This is a genomic window from Pseudomonas sp. MIL9 (genome assembly GCF_016887925.1).
Lineage (GTDB): Bacteria > Pseudomonadota > Gammaproteobacteria > Pseudomonadales > Pseudomonadaceae > Aquipseudomonas > Aquipseudomonas mohnii.
Genome location: NZ_JAFEHE010000023.1, coordinates 1 through 20409, shown reverse-complemented (window position 1 = coordinate 20409; position 20409 = coordinate 1). Strand labels below are relative to the sequence as shown.

Sequence of the window (20409 nt, the reverse complement as noted above, 5' to 3'; positions counted from 1 at the left end):
ACAAGCATGCAGATGGGGCTGGATTTCACCTTGGTCGCTGAAGTGGAAGAGTTGGTTGCCGGTGTCGACGAGGTCGGTCGCGGCCCGCTCTGTGGCGCCGTGGTGACTGCGGCTGTGATCCTCGATCCGAACCGTCCGATTCTCGGCTTGAATGACTCCAAGAAGCTCACCGAAGCTCGCCGCGAAAAACTCTACGATGAAATCTGCGAGAAAGCCCTGAGCTGGTGCATCGCCCGCGCGGAAGTCGAAGAGATCGACGAACTGAACATCCTCCATGCCACCATGCTGGCCATGCAGCGCGCGGTAGCGGGGCTGCACATCCAGCCGAAACTGGCGATGATCGACGGGAATCGTTGCCCGAAATTGCCGATGCGCGCCGAAGCGGTGGTGCAGGGCGATGGCAAGGTGCCAGCCATCGCGGCTGCATCGATTCTGGCCAAGGTCAGTCGTGACCGTGAAATGGCTGCGTTCGAGTTGATTTATCCCGGCTACGGCATTGGCGGGCACAAAGGTTACCCGACGCCAGTCCATCTTGAAGCGCTCGCTCGTCTGGGACCGACCCCGATCCATCGGCGTTCGTTTGCCCCGGTGCGCCTGGCGTATGAGGCACGGGAACGCCTGATCGAGAGTTAGCGGCAAGGCTGATTTTTTTTGCCAAGGCCCGGTACAATCCGGGCCTTGTTGTCTTCACGTTTCTAGTTTCTAGACAGGATCACTATGCCGGCTTCATTCGTTCATCTACGCCTGCACACTGAATATTCCCTGGTCGACGGTCTGGTGCGGATCAAGCCGCTGGTCAAGACCCTGGTCGGCATGAACATGCCTGCCGTTGCGGTCACCGATCAGAACAACATGTGTTCCCTGGTCAAGTTCTATAAAGCCGCCATGGGTGCCGGGATCAAGCCGATCTGTGGCGCCGACCTGTGGTTGTCGAACAAGGATCCGGACAATCCGCTGAGCCGGATCAGCCTGCTGGTGATGAACGCCGAAGGTTATCGCAACCTCACCGAGCTGATTTCCCGCGGCTTTATCGACGGCCAGCGCAACGGTTCGATCATCATCGAGCGCGAGTGGGTCGCTGAAGCCAGCGCAGGCTTGATCATGCTGTCGGCGGCGAAAGAAGGCGAGATCGGCCAGGCGATGCTCAGTGGCAACCCTGACGAAGCCGAAACCCTGGCGCGTGAATGGATGGAGGTGTTTCCGGACCGCTTCTATCTGGAAATCCAGCGTACCAATCGCCCCAACGACGAAGAGCAACTGCACGGTGCCGTGGCGCTGGCCGAGAAAATCGGTGCGCCGCTGGTGGCGACCAACGATGTGCGCTTCATCAAGCAGGAAGATTTCGCCGCCCACGAAACCCGCGTTTGCATCGGTGAGGGCCGCGCCCTCGACGATCCGCGGCGTTCGAAGAATTACAGCGATCAGCAGTACCTCAAAAGCGCCGAGGAAATGGCCGAGCTGTTCAGCGATATTCCCGAAGCGCTGGAAAACACGGTCGAGATCGCCAAACGCTGCAACATCGAAGTCAAGCTGGGCACGCACTTCCTGCCCAACTTCCCGATTCCCGATGGCATGACCATCGACGAGTATTTCCGCAAAGTCTCGTTCGATGGCCTGGAGGAGCGTCTCGCGGTCCTGCTGCCCAAGGACACCACTGAAGACTACGAGGCCAAGCGTCAGGTCTATGTCGACCGGTTGAATTTCGAGCTGGATATCATCATCCAGATGGGATTCCCCGGTTACTTCCTGATCGTGATGGACTTTATCCAGTGGGCCAAGAATAACGGTGTGCCGGTGGGGCCGGGCCGTGGATCGGGTGCCGGATCGCTGGTGGCCTATGTGCAGAAGATCACCGATCTCGACCCGCTGGAATATGACCTTCTGTTCGAACGTTTCCTTAACCCGGAACGGGTCTCCATGCCCGACTTCGACGTCGACTTCTGCATGGACGGTCGCGATCGGGTGATCGACTATGTGGCCGAAAAATACGGCCGCAACGCGGTAAGCCAGATCATCACCTTCGGTTCCATGGCGGCAAAAGCCGTGGTGCGCGACGTGGCGCGGGTGCAGGGCAAGTCTTACGGCCTGGCGGATCGTCTGTCGAAGATGATTCCGTTCGAAGTCGGCATGACCCTGGAAAAGGCCTACGAACAGGAAGAAATCCTGCGTGACTTCATCAAGGTCGATGAAGAAGCCGCCGAAATCTGGGAGATGGCCCGCAAGCTCGAAGGTGTGGTGCGTAACGTCGGCAAGCACGCCGGTGGTGTGGTGATCGCTCCGACCAAATTGACCGATTTCTCGCCGATCTATTGCGACGAAGCGGGCGATGGCCTGGTGACCCAGTTCGACAAGGACGACGTTGAAGCCGCTGGTCTGGTGAAGTTCGACTTCCTCGGCCTGCGGACCTTGACGATCATCGACTGGGCCCTGAAAACCATCAACCGCGACCGCGCCAAGGTCAACGAGCCGCCGCTGGACATTGCGTTCATCCCGCTGGACGACAAGCCGACGTACACGCTGCTGCAAAAAGCCGAAACCACGGCGGTGTTCCAACTCGAATCCCGCGGCATGAAAGAGCTGATCAAGAAGCTCAAGCCCGACTGCCTGGAAGACTTGATCGCACTGGTGGCCCTGTTCCGTCCCGGCCCGCTGCAATCGGGCATGGTGGACGACTTCATCAACCGTAAACACGGTCGTGCCGAACTGGCGTACCCGCACTCGGATTACCAGTACGAAGGCCTCAAGCCCGTATTGGCGCCGACTTACGGCATCATCCTGTATCAGGAACAGGTGATGCAGATTGCCCAGGTCATGGCCGGCTACACCCTCGGCGGTGCAGACATGCTGCGTCGGGCGATGGGTAAGAAAAAGCCGGAAGAAATGGCCAAGCAGCGTGGCGGCTTCATCGAAGGTTGCGCCACCAACAATATCGATGCCGACCTGGCCGGTAACATCTTCGACCTGGTGGAAAAGTTCGCCGGTTACGGCTTCAACAAATCCCATTCTGCGGCTTATGGGCTGGTCTCGTACCAGACGGCATGGCTCAAGGCGCACTACCCGGCGCCGTTCATGGCGGCGGTGCTTTCGGCGGATATGCACAACACCGACAAGGTCGTGACCTTGATCGAGGAAGTGCGCACGATGAAGCTGCGCCTCGACGCACCGGATGTGAACACCTCAGAGTTCAAGTTCACGGTGAACGACGAAGGCCGGATCATTTACGGATTGGGCGCGATCAAGGGCGTGGGCGAGGGGCCGGTCGAAGCGATCACCGAAGCGCGTCAGGACGGCCCGTTCAAGGATCTGTTCGATTTCTGCGCCCGGGTCGACCTCAAGCGCATCAACAAACGCACCCTCGACGGCTTGATCCGCAGCGGAGCGCTGGATCGTCTTGGCCCGTACTTCCACGATGAGCCGAAGGCTTATCAAGCCAATATCGACCGTAATCGTGCCGTCCTGCTGACCGCGATGGAAGAGGCGATCAAGGCTGCCGAGCAGACTGCCCGTACCCACGACAGTGGCCATGCCGATCTGTTTGGCGGTCTGTTCGTCGAAGAAGATGCCGATGTTTACGCCAACCATCGCAGAGCCAAGGAACTGACCCTCAAGGAGCGGCTGAAGGGGGAAAAAGATACCCTGGGCCTGTACCTGACCGGTCACCCGATCGACGAGTACGAAGGGGAAATACGCCGTTTTGCCCGTCAGCGCATCATCGATCTCAAGCCTGCGCGCGATACCCAGACGGTCGCCGGCATGATCATCGCCCTGCGGGTGATGAAGAACAAAAAGGGCGACAAGATGGGGTTCATCACCCTAGACGACCGTTCCGGGCGGATCGAGGCGTCGTTGTTTGCCGATGCGTTCCATTCCGCGCAATCGCTGTTGCAGACTGATGCAATGGTGGTAGTCGAAGGCGAAGTCAGCAACGATGATTTCTCCGGCGGCCTGCGGTTGCGGGTCAAGCGGGTGATGAGCATGGAAGATGCGCGTACCAACCTGGCTGAGAGCCTGCGCCTGAAGTTGCACGCGAAAGATTTGAAAGGTGATCAGCTACGCTGGCTGGGTGAGCTGCTCAAGCGTCACCGTGGTGCGTGCCCGATCACCATGGACTACACCAGTCCCGATGCGAAAGCCTTGCTGCAGTTCGGCGAAGGCTGGCGAATCGATCCGGCGGATGCGTTGATTCAAGCCCTGCGTGACCAGTTCGGGCGAGACAACGTCTTCCTCCAATACCGTTGACGGTCAGGGCTGTTGGATGGCCCTGGCCTTGACCTGAATTTTTAATCTCGACCTGAACGCGCCTGTCCCTTAAGGTAGGGCGCGAATAGACAACCGGCCGGCCCAAGCTCTCTTGGACGTCGACCCAAGACGGACGCCTATGAACCCGAATTTTCTAGATTTCGAACAGCCGATCGCCGACCTGCAAGCCAAGATCGAAGAGTTGCGCTTGGTCGGTAATGACAATTCGCTGAATATCGGCGATGAGATCTCCCGCCTGCAGGATAAAAGCAGCACCCTGACCGAAGACATCTTCGGCAAGCTGACCAGCTGGCAGATCGCGCGTCTGGCGCGTCACCCGCGTCGCCCTTACACCCTGGACTACATCGAACACATCTTCACCGAGTTCGATGAGTTGCACGGCGACCGCCACTTCTCCGACGACGCCGCCATCGTAGGCGGTATCGCCCGTCTGGATGACCAGCCAGTGATGGTGATCGGTCACCAGAAAGGCCGTGAAGTGCGCGAGAAGGTTCGCCGCAACTTCGGCATGCCGCGTCCGGAAGGCTACCGCAAGGCCTGCCGCCTGATGGAAATGGCCGAACGCTTCAAGATGCCGATCCTGACCTTCATCGACACGCCGGGCGCTTACCCTGGCATCGACGCCGAAGAGCGCAACCAGAGCGAAGCCATTGCCTGGAACCTGCGTGTCATGGCCCGCCTGAAAACCCCAATCATCGCCACCGTGATCGGCGAAGGTGGTTCCGGTGGTGCTTTGGCGATCGGCGTTTGCGATCAGTTGAACATGCTGCAGTACTCGACCTATGCGGTGATCTCGCCGGAAGGTTGCGCTTCGATTCTGTGGAAAACCGCCGAGAAAGCACCGGACGCTGCTGAAGCCATGGGTATCACTGCCGAGCGCCTGAAAGGCCTGGGCATCGTGGACAAAGTGATCAGCGAGCCTTTGGGCGGTGCGCACCGTGATCCAGCGGCGGCAGCTGCCAATATCCGTGCCGAGCTGAGCTCGCAACTGGCGATGCTGAAGAAGCTCGACAACAAGGCGCTGCTGGCCCGTCGTTACGAGCGTCTGATGAGCTACGGTCTCTGATCTGACCGCGCTGTTCGCTCTAACCTGTGGGAGCGAGCCAGCTCGCGATGAGGCTTAACATTCAACCAATCCGTTGTCTGTTATACCGCTATCGCGAGCAAGCTCGCTCCCACATTTGATTTGTGTGAATGAAGGATATGAGCCAGTCCAATAGTGATCTGCCAACCAGACTTCTCCTGAATCTCGCCCCCTGGCGCAACGCCAAAACCTGGCGCATCGCTTTCTCCGGCGGTCTTGACTCCACTGTCCTGCTACACCTTCTCGCAACACTCGCGAAAACCGAATCCCTGCCGCCATTAAGTGCCATTCATGTTCATCATGGTCTTCAGGCTGTCGCTGAAGCCTGGCCGGACCATTGTCGGTCAATGTGCGCGGCGCTGGACGTACCGTTGCAGGTTGTCCGTGTGCAAGTGCAGCCCGGCGCCAGTCTTGAGCGAGCGGCCCGGGATGCCCGTTATGGCGCGTTCGTCGAGGTTACCGGGGTCAACGACGTTCTGTTGACCGGCCAGCATCGTGATGATCAGGCCGAAACCCTGCTTTTCCGTTTGTTGCGTGGGGCCGGGGTGCGAGGTCTGTCGGGAATGCCTCGCCAGCGTCGGCTGGGTAACGGCTATCTGTTACGGCCCCTGCTGGAGGCGACTCGCGCCGATCTGGAAGCCTATGCGGCCGAGCATCAATTGAGCTGGATCGAAGATCCTTCCAACCAGGATCGACATTTCTCGCGCAACTACCTGCGTCATCAAGTGTTCCCCGCATTGACCGCGCGGTGGCCGCAGGCAACCGCGACCATGGTCCGCAGCGCTGCGCACCTGAGCGAAGCGCAGGGATTGCTCGACGACCTGGCACAAATGGATCTGCTCGACGCCAGCACGGACAGTCCTTTCGAGTGGCTCAAGTTGCCATCGCTGGAGCTGGCATCACTGCAGAAACTCTCCGCGGCGCGTCAACGCAATGCGCTTGGCCATTGGCTCGAGTCGCTCACAGGACTACCGGACACCGACCATTGGTCGGGTTGGCAAGATTTACGCGATGCGGCGGCTGATGCCCGTCCGGTCTGGCGCTTGGCCGATGGCGAATTGCATCGGGCTGGCGGCCGCATCTGGTGGCTGAGCGGCCACTGGTTGCGCGCTTGTCCCGCTGTCGGAGCATGGCTGGAGCCAGCGTCTCCCTTGGCCTTGCCCGAAAATGGAGTGCTGAAAATCACCGGGACAATCCCGGAGGGTCCGCTGCATATCCGCTATCGTGAAGGAGGAGAAGTGATGGAATTGCCAGGTCGAGGGCATCGCGACCTGAAGCGTTTGCTCAACGAAAGCGCTTTACCGTTGTTCGTGCGCGGCAGATTGCCGCTGCTGTTCAAAGGTCAGCAATTGCTGGCGGTGGCGAACCTGCCGGGGCTCGATGGCGATGCGGCGGGAAGCTGGAAATTACATTGGCAGCCGCCTGACGAGGATCAAGGTTTGAGATGAAAGGGGCTTTCCGGTAGACTACGCTCCCTTCTTGATACAACTTCTGTGGATTCGCCTGAATTGCAGGAGTTGCCGATTACCAAGCAGTCTTTGCTGGGCGATTCCAAAAAATGTGTAGCGAGCAACGTACCGGTGTTTCATCTTCCGGTCTGTCCCAACGCGGCGGTTTTTTTGAAAGGTGCACTGTGATTAATGCAGGTGATCGGGGGCTTCGGCCTTCCTTCGCTTTCCCCGGCGGCTCGGACCGCTTTAACGCAGACTTCTAGGGTTTTTCATGACGCGCTACATATTCGTCACGGGCGGTGTTGTTTCTTCATTGGGGAAAGGCATTGCATCGGCATCATTGGCGGCCATCCTGGAGGCGCGGGGACTTAAGGTCACCATGCTGAAGCTGGACCCGTACATCAACGTCGACCCGGGCACCATGAGCCCGTTCCAGCACGGTGAGGTGTTCGTCACCCACGACGGCGCCGAGACCGACCTGGACCTGGGCCACTACGAGCGGTTCATCCGCACGACCATGACCCAGAACAACAACTTCACCACCGGCCGTGTCTACGAGCACGTGCTGCGCAAAGAGCGCCGTGGTGACTACCTGGGGGCGACCATCCAGGTCATCCCGCACATCACCGACGAAATCAAGCGCCGCATCATCAAGGGCGCCGGCGATGCCGACGTGGCGATGGTCGAGATTGGCGGCACCGTGGGTGACATCGAATCCCAACCGTTCCTCGAAGCCATCCGCCAGTTGCGTTTCGAAGTCGGCGCCAAGCGCGCGATGCTGATGCACCTGACGCTGGTGCCGTACATCGCCACTGCCGGCGAAACCAAAACCAAGCCAACCCAGCACTCGGTCAAGGAGCTGCGCTCCATCGGCCTGCAACCTGACGTGCTGGTTTGCCGTTCCGATCATCCGATCGATGTGTCTTCCCGTCGCAAGATCGCGCAATTCACCAACGTTGAAGAACGTGCGGTGATCGCGCTGGAAGACGCCGACACCATCTACAAGATCCCGGGCATTCTGCACTCCCAGGGTCTGGACGATTTCGTCGTCGAGCGTTTCGGCCTGCAATGCGGCGGCGCCGATCTGTCCGAATGGGACGCCGTGGTCGACGCCAAGCTCAACCCGGAGCACGAAGTCACCATCGCCATGGTCGGCAAGTACATGGAGCTGCTGGACGCCTACAAGTCGCTGATCGAAGCGATGAGTCATGCCGGCATCAGCAACCGTACCAAGGTCAACCTGCGCTACATCGATTCCGAAGACATCGAAAACCAGGGCACCGCGCTGCTCGAAGGTGTCGACGCCATCCTGGTTCCTGGTGGTTTCGGCCTGCGTGGCGTGGAAGGCAAGATCACTGCCGTTCAATACGCTCGCGAAAACAAAGTGCCATACCTGGGTATCTGCCTGGGCATGCAGGTGGCCGTGATCGAGTTCGCTCGTAACGTCATGGGCTGGAAAGACGCCAACTCCACCGAATTCGATCGCGCCAGTGGTCACCCGGTCGTGGGCCTGATCACCGAGTGGGAAGATGCCACCGGTGCCGTCGAAACCCGTACCGAAGCGTCCGATCTGGGTGGCACCATGCGCCTCGGTGCGCAAGACTGCCTGCTGGAGCCGGGTTCCCTGGTTCACGATTGCTACGGCAAGGACGTGATCGTCGAGCGTCACCGTCACCGCTACGAAGTGAACAACAACCTGCTGCCGCAGATCATCGAAGCCGGCCTGAAAATCTCCGGTCGTTCCGGTGATGGCGCGCTGGTCGAGGTGGTTGAAGCACCGGATCATCCATGGTTCGTCGCTTGCCAGTTCCACCCTGAGTTCACCTCGACACCTCGCGACGGTCACCCGTTGTTCAGTGGTTTCGTCAAGGCCGCTTTGGCTCAACACCAGAAGAAGGCTTGAACCTTATGGCGCAGAAGATCATCCGTGTAGGTGACATCGAGATTGCCAACGACAAGCCAATGGTGCTGTTCGGTGGCATGAACGTGCTGGAAAGCCGCGACATGGCGATGCAGGTCTGCGAAGAATACGTGAAGGTTACCGAGAAACTCGGTATCCCTTACGTGTTCAAGGCCAGTTTCGACAAGGCCAACCGCTCCTCCGTGACCTCTTACCGAGGCCCCGGCCTGGAAGAGGGCATGCGGATTTTCCAGGACATCAAGCAGGCCTTTGGCGTGCCGGTCATCACCGACGTCCACGAGCCGGATCAGGCTGCGGTCGTTGCTGAAGTCTGTGACATCATTCAGCTGCCGGCCTTCCTGTCGCGCCAGACCGACCTGGTGGTCGCGATGGCCAGGACCGGTGCCGTGATCAACATCAAGAAAGCCCAATTCCTTGCGCCTCAGGAAATGAAACACATCCTGAACAAATGCGTGGAAGCGGGTAACGATCAGTTGATCCTCTGCGAGCGTGGTTCGAGTTTCGGCTACAACAACCTGGTCGTCGACATGCTCGGCTTCGGCATCATGAAGCAGTTCGAGTACCCGGTGTTCTTCGACGTGACCCACGCGCTGCAAATGCCGGGCGGTCGCTCCGATTCCGCCGGCGGTCGTCGCGCCCAGGTCACCGATCTGGCCAAGGCCGGCATGAGTCAGTCCCTGGCGGGCCTGTTCCTGGAAGCCCACCCGGACCCGGACAACGCCAAGTGCGACGGCCCTTGCGCCCTGCGTCTGGATAAACTGGAGCCATTCCTGGCCCAGCTCAAGGCGCTGGACGAATTGGTGAAGAGTTTTCCGACGGTAGAAACCGCGTAATCCTCAATTCTCCGGTAAAGTACCGCACGATTTAACGCTCAGGCCCTCGGGTCTGAGCTTTATCGTCTGCAAGTCTGCCCGCTGCACATCGCTTGCCGACGATCAAAGATTTCCTACAGCTGCGTCGTTTTCGTCAACTTTGGAGTGTTTACAACAATGGCTAAAATCGTCGACATCAAAGGTCGTGAAGTTCTCGACTCCCGTGGCAATCCCACCGTGGAAGCGGATGTGCTTCTCGACAACGGCATCATCGGCAGCGCCTGCGCGCCGTCCGGTGCTTCCACTGGCTCGCGTGAAGCGCTCGAGCTGCGTGATGGCGACAAGAGCCGTTACCTGGGCAAGGGCGTACTCAAGGCCGTTGCCAACATCAACGGTCCGATCCGTGACCTGTTGAAAGGCACTGACCCAAGCGACCAGAAAGCGCTGGATCTGGCGATGATCAAGCTCGACGGTACTGAAAACAAGGCAACCCTGGGCGCCAACGCGATCCTCGCCGTTTCCCTGGCTGCGGCCAAGGCAGCCGCACAGGATCAGGATCTGCCGCTGTACGCTCACATCGCCAACCTGAACGGTACCCCGGGTGTTTACTCGATGCCGGTCCCGATGATGAACATCATCAACGGTGGCGAACACGCCGACAACAACGTCGACATCCAGGAATTCATGGTTCAGCCAGTTGGCGCCAAGACTTTCTCGGAAGGTCTGCGCATGGGCACCGAGATTTTCCATCACCTCAAAGCCGTGCTGAAAGCCCGTGGCCTGAGCACTGCCGTCGGTGACGAAGGTGGTTTCGCGCCTAACCTGGCTTCCAACGAAGACGCTTTGAAAGTGATCTCCGAAGCCGTGGCCAATGCCGGTTACAAGCTGGGCACCGACGTGACCCTGGCCCTGGACTGCGCGGCCAGCGAATTCTACGAAGACGGTAAATACAACCTGTCCGGCGAAGGCCAGGTCTTCACCGCTGAAGGTTTCGCTGATTACCTCAAGGGTCTGACCGAGCGTTACCCAATCATCTCCATCGAAGACGGTCTGGACGAGTCCGACTGGGCTGGCTGGAAAATCCTCACCGACAAGATCGGCGAGAAGACCCAGCTGGTAGGCGACGACCTGTTCGTGACCAACACCAAGATCCTGAAAGAAGGCATCGACAAGAAGATCGCCAACTCGATCCTGATCAAGTTCAACCAGATCGGTACCCTGACCGAAACCCTGGAAGCCATCCAGATGGCCAAGGCTGCTGGTTACACCGCGGTGATCTCGCACCGTTCCGGCGAAACTGAAGATTCGACCATTGCCGACCTGGCTGTGGGCACCTCGGCTGGCCAGATCAAGACCGGCTCCCTGTGCCGTTCCGATCGCGTTTCCAAGTACAACCAACTGCTGCGTATCGAAGAGCAGTTGAACGGCAAAGCCAAGTACAACGGCCGCAGCGAATTCCGCGGCTGAGTAAGTACATGGTAAAAAAGACACCGGATTGTGTCGGAAAAATCGCTGCGGCGACGTTTTTACCACTAATCTGATGCCTTATAAGCACAAGCCTGGTTCATCCAGGCTTCGTGCTATCAGTAGCTTCATGTTTTGGTATGGCTGTCTTTTTTCACTGGATACCTGATATTCGATGCGCAGTCCCAATTGGTTGTTCCTCGTCTTGCTCCTGCTGCTGGCTGGCCTGCAGTACCGCCTGTGGGTGGGTAATGGCAGCCTGGCGCAAGTGGCCGAACTGACTCAGCAGATCGCGGATCAGCACGCTGAGAACGAGTCGTTGCTGGAGCGCAATCGGGTGATGGACGCTGAAGTCAGCGAGTTGAAAAAGGGCATGGAGACCGTTGAAGAGCGGGCTCGCCATGAGCTGGGCATGGTCAAGGACGGTGAAACCCTTTACCAGTTAGCACAATGAATTTGTCTCTACCGGCCTTCTGGGCCGTGATTCCTGCCGCGGGCGTCGGTGCCCGTATGGCCGCAGACCGTCCCAAGCAATACTTGCAATTGGGCGGGCGCACTATTCTCGAACACAGCCTTGGCTGTTTCCTTGATCATCCTTCCCTTAAGGGATTGGTGGTCAGTCTTGCGGTTGACGATCCTTATTGGCCGAACCTGGCGTGTGCTTCCGATCGGCGCATTCAACGCGTTGATGGCGGCGCCGAACGTTCCGGATCGGTACTCAATGCGCTGCTGCACTTGCATGCGTTGGGTGCGGATGACGAGGATTGGGTGTTGGTGCACGATGCTGCACGGCCCAATCTGAGTCGCGATGATCTGGACAAGTTGCTGGGCGACCTGGCGGATGATCCAGTGGGTGGACTGCTGGCGGTGCCGGCACGGGATACCTTGAAGCGGGTCGACAAGGAGGGGCGCGTGATTGAAACCGTGGATCGCAGCGTGATCTGGCAAGCCTATACGCCGCAGATGTTCCGACTTGGCGCATTGCATCGCGCGCTGGCGGACAGTCTGGTGGCCGACGCGGTCATTACCGACGAAGCTTCGGCCATGGAGTGGGCGGGGATGGCGCCGCGCCTGATCGAAGGGCGCGCCGATAATCTCAAGGTCACGCGCCCCGAAGATTTGGAGTGGTTGCGTCAACGGTGGGCTCACCGAGGCTAGACAACCCTAACCCCGATATTCGGGTCTTTCGGCCAATCCTATCTTCAGATAATCGACCAGTTTGCGCACCTTGGGCGACAGATGCCGTTGCTGTGGATAAAGCGCCCACACGGCAGTGTTCGGCGGCTGATGCGCCTCCAATAGCGAAATCAACGCACCGCTTTTCAAGTGCTCCAGCACGTAATAATCCGGCAGCTGGCATAACCCTACGCCCTGTAGCGCCGCATCCAGCACCGCTTGCCCACTGTTGCAACGCCAGTTTCCCTGGACTCGCTGGGAAAATTCCCGACCGTTCTGTTCCAGTTGCCAGAGATCAGAGCTGCCGATCAGGCAGTTATGACGGCTCAATTCCGACAAACTGTGGGGGCGACCATACCGTTCAAGGTAGGAAGGCGACGCGCAAAGAAACATGCGCCGTGGCGCGAGGCGGGTGGCGACGAGTCGCGAGTCCTGCAAGCGACCCAGCCGGATCGCCAGGTCCAGGCCTTCATGCACAAGATCGAGTTGCCGGTTGCTCAGTTCGATGTCGATCCGCAGTTGCGGATAAAGCCCCATGAATCGTGTCACCAGCGGCACGATAAAGCGTTCCCCGTAGGCCACGGCGCAGGTCATGCGCAGCATGCCCTTGGGTTCGCTGGTCAAGTCGCCAACCGCGCGCAACGCCTCTTCGCGACCATCCTGTAATCGCTGGCAGTGTTGCAAAAAGGTCTGCCCGGCTTCAGTCAGAGTCACCCGGCGAGTGCTGCGGTAGAGCAAGCGGGTTTGCAGGCGCTCCTCCAGGCGTACGATTTGTCGACTGACGTGGGAGGAAGAAACCCCCAAGCGTTCGGCGGCGGCAGTGAACTGACTGCATTCGGCGACTGCGACAAATTCGTCGATACCTTCCCAGCGATTCTCAGACATCCTGGATTATCCCTGTGTAGCAATAATGTTTTGCTTTTGTCCGGATTATTCACCGTAAGGCGCTGTAATACACTCCCTGTCTCGTTTTTATTCACTGGAGTATCACCATGATCAAGTCGCGCGCCGCCGTTGCCTTCGAGGCCAAGAAACCTCTGGAGATCGTTGAAGTCGATGTCGCCATGCCCAAGGCCGGTGAAGTGCTGCTGCGTGTGGTGGCGTCCGGTGTTTGCCATACCGATGCCTACACCCTGTCCGGTGCCGACCCGGAAGGTATCTTTCCGTCGATCCTCGGTCATGAAGGTGGTGCGATTGTCGAGGCGATTGGCGAAGGCGTGACCTCCGTTGCCGTCGGTGACCATGTGATCCCGCTGTACACCCCTGAATGCCGTCAGTGCAAATTCTGTCTGTCGGGCAAAACCAATCTCTGCCAGGCGATTCGCGCGACCCAAGGCAAAGGCCTGATGCCAGATGGCACTTCGCGTTTTTCCTACAAGGGCGAAACGATTTTCCACTACATGGGCACTTCGACCTTCTCCGAGTACACCGTGCTGCCGGAAATCTCCGTCGCCAAAATTGCTAAAGAAGCGCCACTGGAAAAGGTCTGCCTGCTGGGTTGCGGTGTCACCACCGGCATCGGCGCAGTCCTCAACACTGCCAAGGTGAAACCCGGTGACACCGTGGCCATTTTCGGCCTCGGCGGTATCGGTCTTTCTGCCGTCATTGGCGCGGTCAAAGCCAAGGCTGCTCGTATCATCGCCATCGACATCAACCCGGCCAAATTCGAGATCGCCAAACAGCTGGGTGCAACCGACTGCGTGAACCCGAAAGACTTCGACCGTCCGATCCAGGAAGTCATCGTCGACATGACCGATGGTGGCGTCGACTTCTCGTTCGAATGCATCGGCAACGTCCAATTGATGCGTGCCGCACTGGAGTGCTGCCACAAGGGTTGGGGCGAGTCGGTCATCATCGGTGTGGCCGGTGCCGGTCAGGAAATTTCCACCCGTCCGTTCCAGCTGGTCACCGGTCGCGTCTGGCGCGGTTCGGCGTTCGGTGGCGTGCGCGGCCGTACCGAGTTGCCAAGCTACGTGGAAATGGCCGAAACCGGCGAAATTCCGCTGGATACCTTCATCACCCACACCATGGGTCTGGAAGATATCAACAAGGCTTTCGATCTGATGCATGAAGGAAAAAGCATCCGCACCGTCATTCATTTCTGAGGTCAGTCATGAGCCTGGAAAATATTTCCTGCCAGAAAAGCTTCGGCGGTTGGCACAAACGCTACCGGCATCGTTCCGAGGTGCTCGGCTGCGACATGGTGTTCGCCGTATACCTGCCACCACAAGCGGAGCTGGGCGGCAAGCTGCCCGTGCTTTATTGGTTATCCGGCCTGACCTGCACCGACGAAAACTTCATGCAGAAGGCCGGCGCCATGCGCATGGCGGCCGAGCTGGGGTTGATCATCGTCGCGCCGGACACCAGTCCCCGTGGTCCGGACGTGCCGGGTGATCCGGATGGCGCCTGGGACTTCGGTCTCGGTGCCGGGTTTTATCTGAATGCCACGCAGGAACCCTGGTCGCGTCACTATCGGATGCATGACTACGTCGTGCAGGAATTGCCGGCTTTGGTCGAAGCCCATTTCCCGGCGTCCGACAAACGCGGCATCAGCGGTCACTCCATGGGCGGGCACGGTGCGTTGGTTTGTGCCTTGCGCAACCCGGGGCGTTATCTCTCGGTGTCGGCGTTTTCGCCGATCAACAATCCGATGGACTGCCCTTGGGGCCAGAAAGCACTTTCCCGATACCTCGGCGAAGACCGTTCGAAATGGCGCGAATGGGATGCCTGTGCATTGATTGCCGGGGCCGACGAGAAGCTGCCGCTGCTGGTCGACCAGGGAGATCGCGATGATTTTCTGGCCACCCAGCTCAAGCCGGAAGCCTTGCAGCAGGCGACCAAACTGGCGGGTCATCCGCTGACCTTGCGTCTGCAACCCGGCTATGACCACAGCTATTTCTTCATCGCCAGTTTCATCGATGATCACTTGCGGCATCACGCGCATGCTCTAGGTGCCTAATGCAGGTAGAATCACGCCCTGACAAAATTCGGGGCGTTTTTTTATGCGTATTGGCCACGGCTATGATGTGCACCGTTTCGCTGAAGGCGATTTCATCACTCTGGGCGGCGTGCGTATTGCACATGGCTTCGGGCTGCTTGCTCACTCCGACGGTGATGTCCTGCTGCACGCCTTGAGCGATGCCTTGCTCGGCGCGGCTGCGCTGGGCGACATCGGCAAGCACTTCCCGGACACCGACCCGCAATTCAAGGGCGCCGACAGCCGTGGGCTGTTGCGTCATGTCGTCGCATTGATCCACGCCAAGGGCTGGAAAGTCGGCAACGTCGATAACACCATCGTCGCCCAAGCGCCAAAAATGGCCCCGCATATAGAATCGATGCGCGCACTGATTGCCGCGGATCTTCAAGTTGAGTTGGATCAAGTGAACGTTAAAGCTACCACTACCGAAAAGCTTGGCTTTGTCGGTCGCGAAGAAGGCATTGCGGTGCACTCCGTTGCCTTGTTGCTGCGCGCATGAACGAACTGCAATTGCTCGGCCCGCGGGCCTATGGTGAAGCCCTCGGCACCGCAGTCCTGAAAGCCATCGCGGAAGATTTTCAGGTCGACGAAGTTCTTGATATTCCCCTGAGCGGTGACGGTGAACACCTGTGGATCTGGGTGGAAAAGCGCGGTCTGAACACTGAAGAAGCGGCGCGGCGCATTGCCAAGGCCGCTGGCGTGCCGTTGCGCACCGTCAGCTACGCCGGGCTCAAGGATCGCCAGGCGCTGACCCGACAGTGGTTCAGCGTGCAGTTGCCGGGCAAGGCCGATCCGGATCTGTCGGCGGCAGAAAACGATACGCTGAAAATCCTCAAGACCAGTCGGCACAAGCGCAAGCTGCAACGCGGTGCCCACTCGGCCAATGGCTTTACTTTGCGCCTGACGCAGTTCGCCGGCGACAAGGCGGCCGTTGAAGAGCGTCTACAGTTGATCGCCAAACAAGGCATCCCCAACTATTTCGGCGCCCAGCGCTTCGGGCACGACGGCGGCAATGTGGTCGATGCCCGCGCCTGGGCCGCGCGCAAGGCCTTGCCGGAGCAGCGCAACGTCAGGTCGCGCCTGCTCTCCACAGCCCGTAGCTTTCTGTTCAACCAGGTGTTGGCCGCCCGTGTCGCCGATGGCACCTGGCAGCGTGCCCAAGTGGGTGACTTGCTGGCATTCACCGATAGCCGCAGCTTCTTTCCGGCCGGTGAGGCCGAGTGCAGCGACCCGCGTCTGGCGATTCTCGATCTGCATCCGACCGGTCCGCAGTGGGGCGAAGGTGACTCGCCGACCACGGGCGCTGTCCATGAATTGGAGCAGGCAATCGCCGCCCGCGAAGCCGACCTTCGCGATTGGTTGATTAACGCCGGAATGAGCCACGAACGTCGCGTCCTGCGACTGCCCATAGCCGGGTTGACGTGGCATTATCCCGAGCCTGACATTCTGCAACTGGAATTCGTCCTGCCGGCCGGATGCTTCGCCACTGTATTGGTGCGCGAACTCGTTGATTTGGTGCCGGTGGGGCAGACGGACAACCCATGCGTATTCTGATTTCTAACGACGATGGGGTAGCCGCACCCGGTCTCGCCGCGCTTTATGCTGCGCTGGCGGATTACACCGAATGCGTGGTTATCGCCCCGGACCAGGACAAAAGCGGCGCCAGTAGCTCGCTGACGCTCGATCGTCCGTTGCACCCGCAGACGCTGGCCAATGGTTTTATCAGCGTTAACGGCACACCGACCGATTGTGTGCACTTGGGCCTGAACGGCTTGCTGGAGCGTGAAGCGGACATGGTGGTTTCCGGGATCAACCTGGGCGCCAACCTGGGGGACGATGTCCTGTATTCCGGAACCGTGGCGGCGGCGCTCGAAGGGCGTTTCCTGGCACGTCCTTCATTCGCCTTTTCGTTGGTCTCACGACAAGTTGAGAACCTTCCTGCGGCGGCGTACTTTGCGCGCAAGCTGGTCGAAGCCCATGCTGAACTCGATCTTCCTCCGCGCACGGTATTGAACGTGAATATTCCGAATTTGCCGCTGGATCACATACGCGGCATCCAGTTGACCCGTCTGGGCCATCGCGCTCGCGCGGCGGCACCGATGCAAGTGGTCGATCCGCGAGGCAAGGCCGGATACTGGATCGCGGCTGCCGGGGATGCCGAGGACGGTGGCCCGGGCACTGATTTCCATGCGGTCATGCAGGGCTATGTGTCCATCACTCCGCTGCAACTGGATCGCACCTTCAATGACGCCTTCAGAAGTCTCGATGGCTGGCTGGAGGGGCTGCGCTGATGTCTCGTGAGCACGACGATATGCTGCGTCGCGGCATCGGGATGACCTCGCAACGGACCCGTGAGCGCCTTATCCAGCGTTTGTATGAGGAGGGGTTGTCGAACGCCAGGGTGCTGGAAGTCATTCGACGTACACCGCGTCACCTGTTCGTCGACGAAGCGCTGGCGCACCGTGCTTATGAAGACACGGCGCTGCCGATTGGACATAACCAGACCATTTCCCAGCCTTATATGGTGGCGCGCATGAGCGAGCTGCTGCTGGAAGCAGGTCCGCTGGACAAGGTGCTGGAAATCGGCACGGGGTCGGGTTATCAGACGGCCGTTTTGTCGCAACTGGTCGAGCGAGTGTTTTCCGTCGAGCGCATCAAGGTGCTGCAGGACCGGGCCAAGGAGCGCCTGGTCGAATTGAACCTGCGCAACGTGGTGTTTCGCTGGGGCGATGGCTGGGAGGGCTGGCCGGCGCTGGCGCCCTACAACGGTATTATCGTGACCGCCGTGGCGACCGATGTGCCTCAGGCTCTGCTCGATCAATTGGCACCGGGAGGGCGTCTGGTGATTCCGGTCGGGTCGGGCGAGGTTCAACAATTGATGCTGATCATCAGGGAAGAACAGGGCTTTTCCAGGCGTGTTCTGGGAGCGGTTCGCTTCGTTCCGTTGCTCAACGGACCACTGGCCTGATCATTTGTTTCAGCGCTCTGAATTCTCTTCGATTGCTTCTGTCTTACAGCGGCGTCGATCGGTTAAACGGGTTGTTTTGTCTAGCAGCAAACGTGTGCGCGAAGCCATTTCGCTTCATTAAAGGTAAAGCGTGCACGGCCCGTTATACTTGCGACATTTCATGCCGGACCACGGCAAATCATATTTTCAGCCACCACAAAGGGAGCGGCGGGTGAGTCTCACAGTCATTGCGCAGCGTATGGGTACAACGAGCTTTCAGCGCCTGGTGACTGGCCTTGTCTTGAGCACCTTGCTGGTCGGTTGTTCCAGCAACAAATCCAGCAATGTACGCGTGGTCGATCGCAACAATGCCGTCGCCCAGCGTCCGGCGGTAACGACGGGGCAGTATGTTGTCCGCCCCAAGGACACCCTGTTTTCCATTGCCTTTCGTTACGGCTGGGACTACAAGGCCCTGGCGGCACGCAACAACATTCCTGAGCCCTATACGATCCATCCGGGTCAGACGATTCGCTTTGACGGGCGCAGCGATTCAACGTCGACGACGACGGTCAGTTCGTCGAATTCAACGCCTTCGTCCTCGAGTAAAACCACGGTCATCCGTCGTCCGGTAAACGGTTCGACCAGCACTGCGCCAGCGGTCGTACCGTCCGTCGCCAACAAGCCAGCACCCGCTCCGATGCCTCCTGCCGGTCCGGCCCCGACCGGCTGGGGATGGCCATCTAATGGCATTTTAATTGGAAAATTCTCTTCAAACGGTAGTTTGAATAAAGGAATTGATATCGCCGGGGATTTGGGACAGCCTGTTTTAGCTGCGTCTGATGGGACGGTGGTATACGCCGGGAGTGGCTTAAGGGGCTACGGCGAATTAGTGATCATCAAACACAGCGAAACCTACGTCAGTGCCTACGGACATAACCGCAGGCTGTTGGTTCGGGAGGGGCAGCAGGTCAAGGTCGGACAGACAATTGCCGAAATGGGGTCAACGGGTACGGACCGGGTGAAACTGCATTTTGAGATTCGCCGTCAAGGTAAACCTGTAGATCCGCTGCAATTCCTGCCACGTCGTTGATCGCTTACCAGCCTGTTCCATCGTAGAGGGGACAGGCTCCAGCGTTGCCAAGGATAAAGGCGCCGCTTGAGCTTGAGGTCGAACTCACCAAAGGACTATAACAATGGCTCTCAGTAAAGAAGTGCCGGAGTTTGACATCGACGATGAGGTTCTCCTGATGGAGACCGGCATCGGTGCGGATTCGATGTCGAATGATGAAGGGGCGGCTCCACCTTCCGTTCGTGCCAAATCCAAACACTCCGCTTCGCTAAAGCAACACAAGTACATTGACTACACGCGGGCGCTCGATGCCACGCAGCTGTACCTCAATGAAATCGGTTTTTCCCCGCTGTTGTCCCCCGAAGAAGAAGTTCATTTTGCGCGCCTGTCGCAAAGTGGCGATCCGGCCGGGCGCAAGCGCATGATTGAAAGTAACTTGCGACTGGTGGTGAAAATCGCCCGACGTTACGTCAATCGTGGTCTGTCGCTGCTTGATCTGATCGAAGAGGGCAACCTGGGGTTGATCCGGGCGGTGGAGAAGTTTGATCCTGAACGTGGTTTCCGCTTTTCGACCTACGCGACCTGGTGGATTCGTCAAACCATCGAGCGCGCGATCATGAATCAGACCCGGACCATCCGGTTGCCGATCCATGTGGTCAAAGAGCTCAACGTGTACCTGCGGGCCGCACGGGAGCTGACGCAAAAACTCGACCATGAACCCTCACCTGAAGAAATCGCCAACCTGCTGGAAAAACCGGTAGGCGAGGTCAAGCGCATGCTCGGCCTGAACGAGCGAGTTTCCTCAGTCGACGTCTCGCTGGGGCCGGATTCGGATAAAACCCTGCTGGATACCCTTACCGACGATCGTCCCACCGATCCATGCGAATTGTTGCAGGATGACGACCTGTCCCAGAGCATCGATCAATGGCTCTCTGAGTTGACCGACAAGCAACGCGAAGTGGTAGTCCGTCGCTTCGGCCTGCGAGGCCATGAGAGCAGCACCCTCGAAGACGTAGGCCTGGAAATTGGCCTGACCCGGGAACGGGTCAGACAAATTCAGGTTGAAGGCTTGAAGCGTCTTCGGGAGATCCTGGAGAAAAACGGCCTGTCTAGCGAGTCGCTGTTTCAGTAACAGCCTTGCGTAGCAGCTAACAAAAAGCCCCGACTGATTCGTAATGCTGTTCACTTAAGCATTTGAGTCAAAGCCGGGCTTCCTAGAAAATCCGATGCCAGACCTCTGGCATCGGA

The 20409-nt window shown here is 58.8% G+C and carries 18 protein-coding genes; 17 read left to right on the top strand and 1 reads right to left on the bottom strand.

Annotated elements, in window-relative coordinates; translation table 11 throughout:
* Positions 1-6: 6 nt before the first annotated feature.
* From rnhB to ispD, 9 genes are all read left to right on the top strand, one after another.
* Positions 7-633: a ribonuclease HII gene (rnhB, locus tag JQF37_RS22905; protein ID WP_047526329.1), complete on the top strand. Its 627-nt coding sequence runs from the start codon at positions 7-9 to the stop codon at positions 631-633.
* Between the two features lie 84 nt (positions 634-717).
* On the top strand, positions 718-4239 hold the full coding sequence (gene dnaE / locus JQF37_RS22900) for a DNA polymerase III subunit alpha (protein ID WP_130209694.1): 3522 nt from the start codon (positions 718-720) through the stop codon (positions 4237-4239).
* 139 nt (positions 4240-4378) lie between these two features.
* Positions 4379-5326 carry an acetyl-CoA carboxylase carboxyltransferase subunit alpha gene (locus tag JQF37_RS22895; RefSeq protein WP_130209696.1) on the top strand — a complete coding sequence of 316 codons (948 nt, stop codon included), beginning with the start codon at positions 4379-4381 and terminating at the stop codon, positions 5324-5326.
* A gap of 137 nt (positions 5327-5463) precedes the next feature.
* On the top strand, positions 5464-6792 hold the full coding sequence (gene tilS, locus JQF37_RS22890; protein ID WP_130209698.1) for a tRNA lysidine(34) synthetase TilS: 1329 nt from the start codon (positions 5464-5466) through the stop codon (positions 6790-6792).
* Between the two features lie 274 nt (positions 6793-7066).
* Entirely contained in the window at positions 7067-8698 is a 1632-nt protein-coding gene (locus JQF37_RS22885; protein WP_130209700.1) for a CTP synthase, read from the top strand.
* Between the two features lie 5 nt (positions 8699-8703).
* Positions 8704-9549: a 3-deoxy-8-phosphooctulonate synthase gene (kdsA, locus tag JQF37_RS22880; RefSeq protein ID WP_103403603.1), complete on the top strand. Its 846-nt coding sequence runs from the start codon at positions 8704-8706 to the stop codon at positions 9547-9549.
* A 156-nt stretch (positions 9550-9705) separates the two neighbouring features.
* Positions 9706-10995: a phosphopyruvate hydratase gene (eno, locus tag JQF37_RS22875; protein ID WP_090316970.1), complete on the top strand. Its 1290-nt coding sequence runs from the start codon at positions 9706-9708 to the stop codon at positions 10993-10995.
* A gap of 172 nt (positions 10996-11167) precedes the next feature.
* Positions 11168-11446: a cell division protein FtsB gene (gene ftsB / locus JQF37_RS22870; protein WP_047526337.1), complete on the top strand. Its 279-nt coding sequence runs from the start codon at positions 11168-11170 to the stop codon at positions 11444-11446.
* Positions 11443-12150, top strand: coding sequence for a 2-C-methyl-D-erythritol 4-phosphate cytidylyltransferase (gene ispD, locus JQF37_RS22865; RefSeq protein ID WP_130209702.1), 708 nt, complete (start codon positions 11443-11445; stop codon positions 12148-12150). The genes ftsB and ispD overlap by 4 nt, the downstream gene beginning before the upstream one ends.
* Positions 12151-12156: 6 nt before the next feature.
* Here the strand turns inward: ispD and JQF37_RS22860 are convergent, their stop codons facing one another.
* Positions 12157-13053, bottom strand: coding sequence for a LysR substrate-binding domain-containing protein (locus tag JQF37_RS22860; protein WP_130209704.1), 897 nt, complete (start codon positions 13051-13053; stop codon positions 12157-12159).
* Between the two features lie 107 nt (positions 13054-13160).
* Here JQF37_RS22860 and JQF37_RS22855 point away from each other — a divergent pair, with 107 nt between their 5' ends.
* From JQF37_RS22855 to rpoS, 8 genes are all read left to right on the top strand, one after another.
* On the top strand, positions 13161-14273 hold the full coding sequence (locus JQF37_RS22855) for an S-(hydroxymethyl)glutathione dehydrogenase/class III alcohol dehydrogenase (protein WP_047526341.1): 1113 nt from the start codon (positions 13161-13163) through the stop codon (positions 14271-14273).
* An 8-nt stretch (positions 14274-14281) separates the two neighbouring features.
* A complete protein-coding gene (gene fghA / locus JQF37_RS22850) occupies positions 14282-15127 on the top strand; it encodes an S-formylglutathione hydrolase (RefSeq protein WP_130209706.1) in 846 nt (281 codons plus the stop codon).
* A 43-nt stretch (positions 15128-15170) separates the two neighbouring features.
* Positions 15171-15644, top strand: coding sequence for a 2-C-methyl-D-erythritol 2,4-cyclodiphosphate synthase (gene ispF, locus JQF37_RS22845; RefSeq protein WP_090316982.1), 474 nt, complete (start codon positions 15171-15173; stop codon positions 15642-15644).
* On the top strand, positions 15641-16699 hold the full coding sequence (truD, locus tag JQF37_RS22840) for a tRNA pseudouridine(13) synthase TruD (RefSeq protein ID WP_130209708.1): 1059 nt from the start codon (positions 15641-15643) through the stop codon (positions 16697-16699). Before ispF ends, truD begins: the two co-directional genes overlap by 4 nt.
* Positions 16687-17436: a 5'/3'-nucleotidase SurE gene (surE, locus tag JQF37_RS22835; protein WP_130209710.1), complete on the top strand. Its 750-nt coding sequence runs from the start codon at positions 16687-16689 to the stop codon at positions 17434-17436. The genes truD and surE overlap by 13 nt, the downstream gene beginning before the upstream one ends.
* 41 nt (positions 17437-17477) lie before the next feature.
* Positions 17478-18113: a protein-L-isoaspartate(D-aspartate) O-methyltransferase gene (locus tag JQF37_RS22830; protein ID WP_189340456.1), complete on the top strand. Its 636-nt coding sequence runs from the start codon at positions 17478-17480 to the stop codon at positions 18111-18113.
* 211 nt (positions 18114-18324) lie between these two features.
* The gene (locus JQF37_RS22825) at positions 18325-19182 is read left to right on the top strand and encodes a peptidoglycan DD-metalloendopeptidase family protein (protein WP_130209714.1); all 858 of its coding nucleotides are present in this window, start codon (positions 18325-18327) and stop codon (positions 19180-19182) included.
* A gap of 103 nt (positions 19183-19285) precedes the next feature.
* Complete coding sequence (gene rpoS / locus JQF37_RS22820; protein ID WP_130209716.1) at positions 19286-20293, top strand: RNA polymerase sigma factor RpoS; 1008 nt, start codon at positions 19286-19288, stop codon at positions 20291-20293.
* Positions 20294-20409: the final 116 nt, after the last annotated feature.